A 12,083-nucleotide genomic window follows, 5' to 3' on the forward strand; every position below is an offset into this window, starting at 1 on the left:
GTATTTTGCGGACGTTATCGGCGTCATCGGGGCACGTTGCAGTCACCCAGCCGGCGGTCCTCCCTTACAATGCCGCCCATGGGCAACGGGCCAGTCACCATCAGCGCGCACCTGACGATTCCGGATACGGAGATCGTCGAGCGGTTCGTGCGCGCCAGCGGCGCCGGTGGCCAGAACGTCAACAAGGTCTCCACCGCGGTCGAACTGCGGTTCGACGTGGCCGGCTCGCCGTCATTGCCCGAGCCGCTGCGTTCGCGCCTGCTGGCCCGGCGCGACCGGCGCATGACCGGCGAAGGCGTGCTGGTCATCGACGCCCAGCGTTTCCGTACCCAGGACCGCAACCGCGAAGATGCCCGCGATCGCCTGGCCACCTTCATCCAGGCCGGGCTCAGCGTGCCCAAGCCGCGCGTGGCCACCAAGCCGTCGTACGGGTCCAAGCTGCGCCGTCTGGATGAAAAAAAGGGCCGCGCGCAGATCAAGCGCGGGCGCACCACACGCAATTGGGAGTGATTGCTTGAACAACCGAAGTCCGCTGCTGCCACCCATTCCGCCCAACATGCCGCAGGTAAAACCGAACCGCCTGCTGCGCTGGCTGGCCCGCTGCACCCTGCGCCTGGGTGGCTGGAAAGTGACCGGCAGCTTCCCCGATGTGCCCAAGCTGGTCTTCATCGTCGCCCCGCACTCGTCCAACTGGGACGGATTCTGGGGCATGGCGGCCAAGATCGCGCTCGGCATGCAGGTCAAGGTGCTGGGCAAAGCCTCGCTGTTCTGGTGGCCGCTGTCGCCGCTGCTGCGCGCGCTGGGCGTGATCCCGCTGGACCGCAGCTCGCCGCAGGGCACGGTGGAGCAGGCGGTCAGCCTGCTGCGCAATTCCGAGCGCATGTGGTATGCCATTACCCCGGAGGGCACCCGCAAGGCGGTTACCCACTGGAAGGCCGGCTTCCTGAAGATCGCGCGGATGGCCGACGTGCCGGTGCTGGCGTGCTACTTCCACTACCCGGAGAAGACCATCGGGATCGGCCCGCTGTTCTACTCCAGCGGAGACGATGCCGCCGACATGGCCGCCATCCGCGCCTACTACCAGCCCTGGCAGGGCAAGAACCGCGGCACCGTCTAACGGGCGCAGCGCCCCATCCCACGGGCGGCGGGGCCTGCACAGCCATACGCCACGACCGGCACATGCTGGCCTGGGGCAATGGGAGTAGGGTGATCGGCTGCGGTTTTTCCGCAGTCGCACCCATTCCAAGGAGCCCGTTTCATGTCGCGTACCGTAGTTTTGGCCGCTGCCATCAGCCTGGCGCTGGCGGCTTGTTCCGGCAAGGAGTCCACCCCCGTGTCCGATACCCAGAGCCCCGCCGCTGCCACGCAGCCGGCCGATGCTTCCACCAACCCCCTGTTGAGCGCCAGCACGCTGCCGTTCCAGGCGCCGCCGTTCGACAAGATCAAGGACAGTGACTACCTGCCGGCCTTCAATGAAGGCATGAAGCAGCACCTGGCCGAAGTCCGCAAGATCGCCGACAACGCCGAACCGGCCACCTTCGACAACACCATCGAAGCGCTGGAGCGCAGCGGCGACACCCTGACCCGGGTCTCGCGCATCTTCTTCGGCCTGGTCCAGGCCGATACCAACGACGCGCGCCAGAAGATCCAGGAAGAAGTGGCGCCGAAGCTGGCCGAGCACCAGGACGAAATCAGCCTGGACCCGAAGCTGTTTGCCCGCATCAAGACCCTCTACGACGCGCGTGCCTCGTTGGGCCTGGACCCGGTGCAGCTGCGCCTGGTCGAGCGTGACTACCAGGAGTTCGTGCGTGCCGGCGCGCAGTTGAACGATGCCGACAAGGCCTCCCTGCGCAAGCTCAACGTGGAAGAAACCACGCTGGCCACCCAGTTCCACACCCGCCTGGTGGCCGCCACCGCCGCCGGTGCGGTGGTGGTGGACGACAAGGCCAAGCTGGCCGGCCTGGACGAGGATGCGATCAACACCGCCGCCGCCGATGCCAAGGACCGCAAGCTGGACGGCAAGTACCTGCTGCCGCTGCAGAACACCACCCAGCAGCCGGTGCTCGGTTCGCTGAGCGACCGCGAGCAGCGCGCCGCCGTGCTCAAGGCCTCGGAAACCCGCGCCGAAAAGGGCGACGCCAACGACACCCGTGAGACCGTGCAGCGCCTGGCCCAGCTGCGTGCGCAGAAAGCCAAGCTGCTCGGCTTCGACAACTATGCCGCCTACAGCCTGGCCGATCAGATGGCCAAGACCCCGGCCGCCGCGCTCAAGCTGCTGACCGACACCGTGCCGGCGGCCACCGCCAAGGCGCGCGGCGAGATCGGTGAAATGCAGAAGGTGATCGACGCCCAGCACGCTGCTTCAAAGACCGGCGGCTTCAAGCTGGCCGCGTCCGACTGGGACTTCTACGCCGAACAGGTACGCAAGGCCCAGTACGACCTGGACGAAGCCCAGATCAAGCCGTACTTCGAGATGGACAACGTACTGCAGAACGGCGTCTTCTACGCCGCCACCCAGCTGTACGGCATTACGTTCAAGCCGCGCACCGACATCCCGACCTACCACGCGGACATGAAGGTGTACGAAGTGTTCGACAAGGACGGCACCTCGCTGGCCCTGTTCTACACCGACTACTTCAAGCGTGACAGCAAGTCCGGCGGCGCCTGGATGGACGTGTTCGTCGAACAGGACGGCCTGACCGGTGCCAAGCCGGTGGTCTACAACGTGTGCAACTTCACCAAGCCCGCTGCCGGCCAGCCCGCGCTGCTGAGCTTCGATGACGTCACCACCATGTTCCATGAGTTCGGCCACGCGCTGCACGGCATGTTCTCCAAGGTGAAGTACCCGTCCATCGCCGGCACCAGCACCTCGCGCGACTTCGTCGAGTTCCCCTCGCAGTTCAACGAGCATTGGGCGCTGGACCCGAAGGTGTTCGCCAACTACGCCAAGAACTACAAGACCGGCGAGCCGATGCCGCAGGCCCTGGTCGACAAGATCCTCAAGGCGCGTACCTTCAACCAGGGCTATGCGACCACCGAGTACCTGTCGGCCGCGCTGCTCGACCTGGCCTGGCACACTCAGCCGGCCGACGCCAAGCTGCAGGACGTGGCCACCTTTGAAGCGGCTGCGCTGAAGAAGTTCAAGGTCGACCTGCCGCAGGTGCCGCCGCGCTACCGCACCACCTACTTCGACCACATCTGGGGCGGCGGCTATTCGGCCGGGTACTACGCCTACTTCTGGGCCGAAGTGCTCGACCATGATGCCTTCGAGTGGTTCAAGGAAAACGGTGGCCTGACCCCGGAAAACGGCCAGGTGTTCCGCGACAAGATCCTCTCGCGCGGCAACAGCGTGGAGCTGTCGGACCTGTACCGCGACTTCCGCGGCAAGGACCCGTCGGTGGAACCGCTGCTGGTCAACCGCGGCCTGAAATAATCGCCCGGTAGGTATCGACCGTTGGTCGATACGCTCTGGCCGCTACCCAGACACGAAAACGGCAGGGGAAACCCTGCCGTTTTTCGTTGTGCGGACCAGTGCCGCGCATGCCATCACGTCCCCACGTGCACCCCGGCCACCATCTCGCTGCACCCCAGGTGGTCCAGCGCGATTTCCAGCGCATGCATGTAGCTCTGCGCGCAGTACCCGCGTGCCACCCCGATACGCTGGCCCACGTCAGGTGGCAGGCAGGCTTCGGGCGTGCGGGTGTCGTCGTCATGCACTTCCACATAGGCGTTGCGCAGGTGCGGTAGCAACTGTTGCAGGCGCACGCTGTGTACGCACGCGCCGGGATCCAGCAGGGTCACCTCGCCGCGGCTGTGATCGGCCACGCGCAATGCATCCAGCAGTTCCTGTTCGGACCCGCACGCGCGGATCGCCACCGTGGTGCCCGCATCGATTGCCCGGTGTACCAGCGATTTCAGTACCAGTGCCGGCAGGGGCGGCGCGGTGCGGATCAACGGACCGGCCGCTTCCGGCCCGCGGATGATGAAGATCGACATGGCTCAGGCTCCCTCCGCCACGGTCTGCAAGCGTCGCGCGGCGATTGCCAACGACAACCGGCAGGCGTCCTCGCGGCCACTGCTGCACACCACCCGCGCCATCGGCGCGTGCTGCGGGTGCAGGTGCTCATCCAGCGCGTCATCGTCGTTGGCAGCCATCTCGATGTACGGCGCAGGCAACGCTTCCAGCGCCATGCGCAAGGCCTGGCCATACCGCGCCCATTGCGGCGCATCGACCGCCGTGGTGGCGATCAGCACCAGCGTCGGGCGGCTGCGTTGCGCGCGCTGCAGGCAGCGCACCAGCGCGGGCAGTGAATCGCAGTCGCGGCACGCCACGCGGTGCCCGGCAATCCGGGCAGGTAGCGGCGTGGCATCCGGCGCGGCGCCAGGCGGCGTATGCCGGATCATCAGGATGGTCATGGAACACCTCGATCAAGCGCCTTGCGGCGCGGTGACGCCACGATGCGACGGTGGCCCGTAAAACCGCCATGGCCGCCGCGGCCACGCCGCGTAAACATCGCGTAGCTTCTGCACCCGGGCGCGGGAACTTGGCTGCCGCCGCCACGGTCACAACCTCGTCCCCAGAGAGAGCCCGCTGCCATGGAGAGTCCCGCTACCGCTACCGCCCCGAACCGGATGCTGCACTGGCTGAAAAAAGAGGCCCTGCCGCTGGCGGTGATGCTCGGGTTGCTGCTGGCCGCGCGCGACTCGCTGGCCAACCATTACCAGGTGCCCAGCGGCTCAATGCAGCACACCTTGATGCCGGGCGACCGGGTGGTGGTGGACATGCGTGCCTACGGCCTGCGCCTGCCGTTCACCTCGGTCGAGCTGCTGCACACCGGCCAGCCGCAACGCGGCGACGTGGCGGTCTTCGACTCGCCGGTGGACGGCACGCGGTTGATCAAACGCATCGCCGCGGTCGGCGGTGACCGGGTCGAGCTGCGCGACGGCCACCTCAGCATCAACGGGCGCCCGCTGGGGCAGGTCGGGGTCGATGAGGTCGAAGACTTCGGCCAGCACCTGGCCCAGCTCGACCTCGGGCAGGGCGGTGGCCCGGACATCGGCGGCCTGAGCGTGCCCGCCGGCAAGGTGTTGATGCTGGGCGACCACCGTGGCAACAGTGCCGACGGCCGCTATTTCGGCCTGGTCCAGGCCAGTGCGCTGTACGGCAAGGCCTCGCACGTCTACTACCGGCGCGGGCAGGGCTTGACCTGGCAGGCCCTCTAGGCCCCTGCAGGGTTTCTGTATTGATACATGGAACGTCTCAATGCAGACCTTGTGGGTTATGGATCGACCTGTAGCCACTGCCTATCCTGAGCGCTGACTTTTTCGCGCAGGCCCGCTGCTGTGGGCCCTTCCGGCATGAATGGCGACACCGCCGCGGTCCCCGGCCGCAGCCCCCCGGGCACCACCTCCCCTGACCGCGCCGCGTCCGCGCATATCGAGCAGGGCACGCCCGCGTTCCGGCGGACCGCGTTGGCGCTGTTCCTGGCGGGGTTTTCCACCTTCGGCCTGCTCTACACCGTGCAGCCGCTGTTGCCCGAGTTCAGCCGCCACTTCGGCGTGTCCGCCGCCAACAGCGCGCTGGCGCTGTCGCTGAGCACCGGCCTGTTGGCGGTGTCGATGCTGCTGGCCGGGCTGATCTCCGACCGGGTGGGCCGGCGCAGCGTGATGATCTGCGCGCTGCTGGCATCCAGCGTCCTGTCGGCGGCCAGCGCGCTGGTCGATGACTGGACCACGATGCTGGTGCTGCGCACCCTGCTGGGCATCGCCCTGAGTGGCGTGCCGGCGGTGGCGATGACCTACCTGGTCGAAGAGATGGACAGCCGCGCGCTGGGCCTGGCCATGGGCCTGTACATCGGCGGCAACGCGGTGGGCGGCATGAGTGGGCGGCTGATCGCCGGCATCGTCGCCGACCACTGGGGCTGGCGCTGGGGCATTGGCGTGGTGTCGCTGATCGCAGTGCTGAGCACGCTGCTGTTGTGGATCCAGCTGCCGCCGTCGCGGCACTTCCAGAGCCGTCGCGGTGGCCTGCGCGAGCTGCCCTCGCGTTGGCGCCAGCTGTTCGCCGACCCGGGCCTGCCGTGGCTGTTCGCCACCGCCTTCGTGTTGATGGGCGTGTTCGTCACCCTCTACAACTATCTGGGCTACCACCTGCTGGCACCGCCGTACCGGCTCAGCCAGACCGTGGTCGGGCTGATCTTCAGCGTGTACCTGGTGGGCACCTTCAGCTCGGCGTGGATGGGCCAGCAGGCCAACAAGTACGGGCGCAGCCGCGTATTGGGCATCTGCTATGCACTGGTTGCGCTGGGCATCGTGCTGCTGGCACTGCCGTGGCTGGGCGGCATGGCCGCCGGCATTGCGCTGGTGACGTTCGGGTTCTTCGGCGGCCACTCGGTGGCCAGCAGCTGGGTCGGCAGCCGCGCCGGCACGCTGCGCGCCGAAGCGTCGGCGCTGTACCTGTTCGCCTATTACCTGGGCTCCAGCGTGGCCGGCGTGATCGGCGGCGTGTTCTACACCCATTGGGACTGGCTGGGCGTGTGCGGTTTCGTCGGTGTGCTGACGGTGGCTGGCGGCGTGATCGCCTGGCGGCTGGGGCGGCGTGTGCAACCGGCGGGCGCCGCACTTGCGCTCGGCCGCTGACGGCAGCGTCGTCCAGACCGCCTGGCGGGAATGCACGACGCGGCGCTCATCCAGCAGCACAACGTCTTCGGCCAGGACGCGGCTGATCAACATGACTGTCCTGATGTGGAGTGTGTCCCTTCCGCTGCTGGCCTCGCCCGTGCTCAACCGTTGGCCTGGCCCTGCAGCAGCTGGGTGAAATGTGCGATCAGCGGCGAGGCCGTGCCGCGTCGGCAGGCCACGTGCACTTCCGAACTGGCGGCGCGGTCGCTGAGCGCAACGAAGCGCGCGCCGTCCACCTGGATATGGCTGCACGAGGCCGGCAGTACGGTGACCCCGAGGCCGGAGGCCGCCAGACTGATCAGCGTCGAGGCCTCGCCGGCCTCCTGGATGATGCGTGGGGTGAAGCCCGCGCTGCGGCACAACGCGATGAAGTGATCGTGGATACCGGCACCGACCTCGCGCAGGAACCCCACGAACGGTTCGTGCGCAAACAACCGCAGCGCCACCGACGCGTCAGCCGGTAGCGCCCGCACCAGCGGATGCTGGTCGTGCACCACCAGCGCCAGCGGGTCACTGAACAGCTTGCGCGACATCAAGGGTGCCGGCAGCGCACGTTTGCGGATCAACCCGACGTCGAGCTCGCCGGCCATCAACGCATCGATCTGCTGCAGGGTGTTCATCTCGCGCAGCTTCAACCGCACCTGCGGAAACTGCTGGCGGTAGGCAAAGATCGCGCGCGGAATCTGCGTGGACAGCGGGGTGGCGCGGGTCAGCCCGATCCGCAGTTCACCGGTTTCGCCGCGCTGCGCGCGCTGGGTGAGGTCGACCGCCTTGTCCATCCGCTCCAGTACCGCGCTGGCCTGCTCGCGCAGCACGCGCCCGGCTTCGGTCAGTTCCACGCGGCGGTTGCTGCGCAGGAACAGGCGCGCGCCCAGCAGCGTTTCCAGCTGGCGGATCTGCTGGCTGAGCGGTGGTTGCGACATTCCCAGCCGCTCGGCCGCGCGGCCGAAGTGCAGGGTATCGGCGACGGCCAGGAAGTAACGCAGGTGGCGCAGTTCGATCGACATGGCAGGATATGCGTCAGCGCTCGGAATGACCGCTTTCATCATAGCTGCGCGGGCTGAACAGGTCCGGCTGGATCAACTCGATGAAGGCGCGCGCCTGCGGCGACAGGAAGCGCCCGCGGCGCACGATCACCCCGTAACTGCGCTCGGGGAACCAGGCGCCCATCGAGCGCGTCACCAGTTTCCCGCGGTCGGCATCGTTGAGGCACAGCGCCGGCACGATCGAGATGCCCATGCCCATCGCCACGTACTGCTTGATCACCTCCCAGCCGCCCACCTCCAGCGCCACGGTGTAGGGCAGGCGATGGCGCTGGAAGACCTGGTCGACCAGCCGGTAGGTGATCTGGCGCTTGGGCGGCAGCACCAGCGGGTACTGCGAGATCGCCTCCAGGCTGAGCTCGCCGCGTGCCAGCGGGTGCTCGGGCGGGGCGATCAGCACCTGCTCGAAACGGTAGGCCGGGGCATAGCTGAGATCGGCCGGCACGTCGGTCATCGAGCCCACGGCCAGGTCGGCCGCATCGCTGCGCAGCAGGTCGGTACCGTCGGCGCTGATGGCGTTGTGCAGGGTCAGGCGCACATCGGGATGGCGCTGGCGGAAGCGCTCCACGATGCGCGGCAGCAGGTACAGGATGGTCGAGCTGTTGGCGGCGATGTTGAGTTCGCCCGCGTCCAGGCCTTTGACCTTGTCGCGGAAGCTGGCTTCCAGCCCGTCCAGGCTCTCCACCAGCGGCAGCGCCATGTCATACAGCAACTGGCCCTCGCGGCTGGGCACCAGGCGGCGCCCGCTGCGCTCGAACAGGCTCACCCCCAACTCGCGTTCCAGGGCCTGCAACTGCTGGCTGATGGCCGGCTGGCTGACAAACAGCGCCTCCGCCGCGCGTGAGACCGAGCCCAACCGCACCGTTTGGCAGAACGCCCGCAGCGGTTTGAGTCGGTCGGATTTGTAGGAAAACCGGGGACTTGGCGGTCGTGGTGTGGGCATGGCGTCATAAGTATAAGCACAACTTATGTAACCCATTGCAATAACTGCTTTGTCAAATATCGATGCGGCGGCGCACGGTGGAGCCCTACCGCAATGCAGGAGCCCGCCATGTCCGCCGTCGCCGCTTTCGCCACTGCCCAGCCCACCCCGATCGATGCTCCGGCCACGCCCGGGATCGCGGTGACCACCCAGCTTGCCGGCCAGTCCGCGCTGCTGCCGGCGGGGGTACTGGCGCTGCTGGTGTCGCTGCACCGGGCGGTGGAGCCCGAGCGCCAGCAACGGTTGCAGGCCCGCCAGGCTCGCCAGGCGTTCTTCGACGGTGGCGGCCTGCCGGACTTCCGCGCCGACACCGCGCCGATCCGTGCCGGCGACTGGACCGTCGCGCCGCTGCCCGAAGCCCTGCAGGACCGCCGCGTGGAGATCACCGGCCCCACCGACCCGAAGATGGTCATCAACGCGCTGAACTCGGGGGCCAAGGTGTTCATGGCCGACTTCGAGGATTCCACCGCCCCGGCCTGGCGCAACCTGCTGGCCGGCCAGCAGGCACTGATCGGCGCGGTGCGCGGCGACCTCACCCACACCGCGCCCAACGGGAAGCAGTACGCGCTGCGCCCGCTCAATGAGCAGGCGGTGCTGATCGTGCGGCCGCGTGGCTGGCACCTGGACGAAAAGCACGTGCGCATCGATGGCCAGCCGCTGGCCGGCGGCCTGTTCGACGTGGCGGTGTTCGCCTATCACAACGCCCGCACCCTGATGTGCCGCCAGCGCGGCCCGTACTTCTACCTGCCCAAGCTGCAGTCGATGGAAGAGGCCGCGCTGTGGGAGACCGCGCTGTCGCACATCGAGGGCATGCTCGGCCTGCCGCACGGCCAGATCAAGGTCACCGTGCTGATCGAAACGCTGCCGGCGGTGTTTGAGATGGACGAAATTCTGCATGCGCTGCGCGACCGCATCGTCGGCCTGAACTGCGGCCGCTGGGACTACATTTTTTCCTACATCAAGACCTTCCGCCGCCACGCCGACAAGGTGTTGCCCGAGCGCGGCCAGGTGACCATGACCCAGCCGTTCCTGAAGGCGTATTCGGAACTGCTGATCAAGACCTGCCACCGCCGGGGCGCGCATGCGATGGGCGGCATGGCCGCGCAGATTCCGATCAACCACGATGCTGCCGCCAACGAGCAGGCGATGGCGCGGGTGCGCGCGGACAAACTGCGTGAGGTGAGCGCGGGCCACGACGGCACCTGGGTGGCGCACCCGGCGTTGATCCCGGTGGCGCAGGCCATCTTCGACGCGCACATGCCTGGCCCGAACCAGCATCAGGTGCTGCGCGGCGACGTGCAGGTGGACCGCGATGCGCTGATTGCCGCGCCGACCGGCACCATCACCCGTACCGGTTTTGAAGGCAACGTGGAAGTGTGCGTGCGCTACCTGGCCGCATGGCTGGACGGCAACGGCTGCGTGCCCATCCACCACCTGATGGAGGACGCGGCCACCGCCGAGATCAGCCGCAGCCAGCTGTGGCAGTGGCTGCACGTGCCCGGGCAGCACCTGGACGACGGCACCGCGATCGACCTTGCCCTGCTCGACGCCACCCTGGCCCAGTTGCCGGCGCGGCTGGGCGACACCGACGCACTGCCGGGCGCAGCGCGCATCGGCGAGTCCATCGCACTACTGGCTGAACTCAGCCGCCGCGCCGACCTCACCGACTTCCTGACCCTGCCCGCTTACCAGCGGCTGGCCTGACCCCGGCCGACCCGGATTCCCGTCTGCCGGGCAGAGCCCGGCACTACGCCAGGACATCCACGTAGAGCGGGGCTCTGCCCCGCTCCTACCGCCCCAACCCACCGCTTCACCCCTTCCCACGTTCTTCTGGAGATTCGAAATGAGCAAGCTGCCGACCGCCGAACAGATCCAGCACGAATGGAACACCGACCCGCGCTGGGCCGGCATCCAGCGCACCTACAGCGCCGCCGACGTGGTGCGCCTGCGCGGCACCGTGCATGTGGAGCATTCGCTGGCGCGGCTGGGTGCGGAGAAGCTGTGGACCTACCTGCAGGAAAAAGACTTCGTCAACGCGCTCGGTGCGCTGACCGGCAACCAGGCCATGCAGCAGGTCAAGGCCGGCTTGAACGCGATCTACCTGTCCGGCTGGCAGGTGGCCGCCGATGCCAACCTGGCCGGGCAGATGTACCCGGACCAGTCGCTGTACCCGGCCGATTCGGTGCCGGCGGTGGTCAAGCGCATCAACAACACCCTGCTGCGCGCCGACCAGTTGCACCACGCCGAAGGCAAGGATGACATCGACTTCCTGCAACCGATCGTGGCCGATGCCGAGGCCGGTTTCGGCGGCGTGCTCAATGCCTTTGAACTGATGAAGGCGATGATCGAGGCCGGCGCTGCGGGCGTGCACTTTGAAGACCAGCTGGCGTCGGTGAAGAAGTGCGGCCACATGGGCGGCAAGGTGCTGGTGCCCACCCGCGAGGCCATCGAGAAGCTCAACGCCGCGCGCCTGGCCGCCGATGTACTGGGCGTGCCGACCCTGCTGGTGGCCCGTACCGACGCGGAAGCGGCCGACCTGCTGACCAGCGACATCGACCCCAACGACCAGCCGTTCGCCACCGGCGAGCGCACCGTGGAAGGGTTCTACAAAACCCGCAATGGCCTGGACCAGGCGATCAGCCGTGGCCTGGCGTACGCGCCCTATGCCGACCTGATCTGGTGCGAAACCGGCAAGCCGGACCTGGAGTTCGCGCGCCAGTTTGCCGAGGCCATCCACGCCCAGTTCCCCGGCAAGCTGCTGGCCTACAACTGCTCGCCCAGCTTCAACTGGAAGAAGAACCTGGACGACGCCACCATCGCCACCTTCCAGAAGGAAATCGCCAAGTACGGCTACAAGTTCCAGTTCATCACCCTGGCCGGCTTCCACGCCCTGAACTACTCGATGTTCAACCTGGCCCACGGCTATGCGCGCCGCCAGATGAGCGCCTTCGTGGAGCTGCAGGAGGCCGAATTCGCCGCCGCCGACCGCGGCTTCACCGCGGTCAAGCACCAGCGCGAGGTCGGCACCGGCTACTTCGACGCGGTCACCCAGGCCATCCAGCAGGGCAAGTCGTCAACCACCGCGTTGACCGGCTCGACCGAGGAAGAGCAGTTCAGCGCCGGCCAGGCGGCCTGAGCGAGCCCCACCTGGGCGATTACCAAGGGCGGCCAGGGAAGGCCGGGGCGGCGGGCAGTCGGGAGGCTGCCTGCCGCGTTTTCACGCCTGGGCCGTGACAGGTCGGCCGTGGCCGCCCGGGCGGCTGGATCCCGTATTGAACAGCGATGTGCCGGCCCAGCCGTAATTTCGGTCGTCCGTGTACAGAACTGGGATGAGGCGCACAGTTTTAAGGGGTGCTATCCTCCACGGCTCACCGGGG

11 protein-coding genes are annotated in these 12,083 nt (G+C 67.6%); 7 read left to right on the top strand and 4 right to left on the bottom strand.

What is annotated here, in order from left to right; genetic code table 11:
• Positions 1–78 precede the first annotated feature (78 nt).
• The 3 genes from arfB to dcp all read left to right on the top strand — a co-directional run bounded on the left by arfB (position 79) and on the right by dcp (position 3,433).
• Complete coding sequence (gene arfB, locus AC3IR9_RS00950) at positions 79–510, top strand: alternative ribosome rescue aminoacyl-tRNA hydrolase ArfB (RefSeq protein WP_489293439.1); 432 nt, start codon at positions 79–81, stop codon at positions 508–510.
• Between the two features lie 46 nt (positions 511–556).
• Entirely contained in the window at positions 557–1,117 is a 561-nt protein-coding gene (locus AC3IR9_RS00955; RefSeq protein WP_489295658.1) for a lysophospholipid acyltransferase family protein, read from the top strand.
• 141 nt (positions 1,118–1,258) lie between these two features.
• Positions 1,259–3,433 (top strand): peptidyl-dipeptidase Dcp, encoded by a 2,175-nt coding sequence (gene dcp / locus AC3IR9_RS00960; RefSeq protein ID WP_489293440.1) that lies wholly within the window; start codon positions 1,259–1,261, stop codon positions 3,431–3,433.
• Positions 3,434–3,546: 113 nt separating this feature from the next.
• Here dcp and AC3IR9_RS00965 read toward each other — a convergent pair whose 3' ends face one another.
• Positions 3,547–3,996, bottom strand: a complete 450-nt coding sequence (locus AC3IR9_RS00965; protein WP_489293442.1) for a 3-dehydroquinate dehydratase — start codon at positions 3,994–3,996, stop codon at positions 3,547–3,549.
• Positions 3,997–3,999: 3 nt separating this feature from the next.
• Positions 4,000–4,416, bottom strand: coding sequence for a hypothetical protein (locus tag AC3IR9_RS00970; RefSeq protein WP_489293443.1), 417 nt, complete (start codon positions 4,414–4,416; stop codon positions 4,000–4,002).
• A 180-nt stretch (positions 4,417–4,596) separates the two neighbouring features.
• Here AC3IR9_RS00970 and lepB point away from each other — a divergent pair, with 180 nt between their 5' ends.
• Both lepB and AC3IR9_RS00980 read left to right on the top strand, forming a co-directional pair.
• Positions 4,597–5,223 carry a signal peptidase I gene (gene lepB, locus AC3IR9_RS00975; protein WP_489293445.1) on the top strand — a complete coding sequence of 209 codons (627 nt, stop codon included), beginning with the start codon at positions 4,597–4,599 and terminating at the stop codon, positions 5,221–5,223.
• A gap of 135 nt (positions 5,224–5,358) precedes the next feature.
• Complete coding sequence (locus tag AC3IR9_RS00980; RefSeq protein ID WP_489293446.1) at positions 5,359–6,639, top strand: MFS transporter; 1,281 nt, start codon at positions 5,359–5,361, stop codon at positions 6,637–6,639.
• Positions 6,640–6,782: 143 nt separating this feature from the next.
• Here the strand turns inward: AC3IR9_RS00980 and AC3IR9_RS00985 are convergent, their stop codons facing one another.
• Both AC3IR9_RS00985 and AC3IR9_RS00990 read right to left on the bottom strand, forming a co-directional pair.
• Positions 6,783–7,688, bottom strand: a complete 906-nt coding sequence (locus AC3IR9_RS00985) for a LysR substrate-binding domain-containing protein (protein ID WP_489293447.1) — start codon at positions 7,686–7,688, stop codon at positions 6,783–6,785.
• A 13-nt stretch (positions 7,689–7,701) separates the two neighbouring features.
• Positions 7,702–8,667: a LysR family transcriptional regulator gene (locus AC3IR9_RS00990; protein WP_489293449.1), complete on the bottom strand. Its 966-nt coding sequence runs from the start codon at positions 8,665–8,667 to the stop codon at positions 7,702–7,704.
• A gap of 108 nt (positions 8,668–8,775) precedes the next feature.
• On the opposite strand from AC3IR9_RS00990, the gene aceB reads away from it, so the two are divergent.
• Positions 8,776–10,410 carry a malate synthase A gene (aceB, locus tag AC3IR9_RS00995; RefSeq protein WP_489293450.1) on the top strand — a complete coding sequence of 545 codons (1,635 nt, stop codon included), beginning with the start codon at positions 8,776–8,778 and terminating at the stop codon, positions 10,408–10,410.
• Positions 10,411–10,549: 139 nt separating this feature from the next.
• Positions 10,550–11,842, top strand: coding sequence for an isocitrate lyase (aceA, locus tag AC3IR9_RS01000; RefSeq protein ID WP_489293452.1), 1,293 nt, complete (start codon positions 10,550–10,552; stop codon positions 11,840–11,842).
• Positions 11,843–12,083: the final 241 nt, after the last annotated feature.

The organism is Stenotrophomonas sp. GL_101, from assembly GCF_057835675.1.

What these genes read in the sequence shown, in the direction of transcription:
- AC3IR9_RS00965 (WP_489293442.1), bottom strand. Translation starts at nt 3,996, where the DNA reads ATGTCGATCTTCATCATCCGCGGGCCGGAAGCGGCCGGTCCGTTGATC.
- AC3IR9_RS00955 (WP_489295658.1), top strand. Translation starts at nt 557, where the DNA reads ATGCCGCAGGTAAAACCGAACCGCCTGCTGCGCTGGCTGGCCCGCTGC.
- lepB (WP_489293445.1), top strand. Translation starts at nt 4,597, where the DNA reads ATGGAGAGTCCCGCTACCGCTACCGCCCCGAACCGGATGCTGCACTGG.
- AC3IR9_RS00970 (WP_489293443.1), bottom strand. Translation starts at nt 4,416, where the DNA reads ATGACCATCCTGATGATCCGGCATACGCCGCCTGGCGCCGCGCCGGAT.
- AC3IR9_RS00980 (WP_489293446.1), top strand. Translation starts at nt 5,359, where the DNA reads ATGAATGGCGACACCGCCGCGGTCCCCGGCCGCAGCCCCCCGGGCACC.
- AC3IR9_RS00985 (WP_489293447.1), bottom strand. Translation starts at nt 7,688, where the DNA reads ATGTCGATCGAACTGCGCCACCTGCGTTACTTCCTGGCCGTCGCCGAT.
- aceA (WP_489293452.1), top strand. Translation starts at nt 10,550, where the DNA reads ATGAGCAAGCTGCCGACCGCCGAACAGATCCAGCACGAATGGAACACC.
- dcp (WP_489293440.1), top strand. Translation starts at nt 1,259, where the DNA reads ATGTCGCGTACCGTAGTTTTGGCCGCTGCCATCAGCCTGGCGCTGGCG.
- aceB (WP_489293450.1), top strand. Translation starts at nt 8,776, where the DNA reads ATGTCCGCCGTCGCCGCTTTCGCCACTGCCCAGCCCACCCCGATCGAT.
- arfB (WP_489293439.1), top strand. Translation starts at nt 79, where the DNA reads ATGGGCAACGGGCCAGTCACCATCAGCGCGCACCTGACGATTCCGGAT.
- AC3IR9_RS00990 (WP_489293449.1), bottom strand. Translation starts at nt 8,667, where the DNA reads ATGCCCACACCACGACCGCCAAGTCCCCGGTTTTCCTACAAATCCGAC.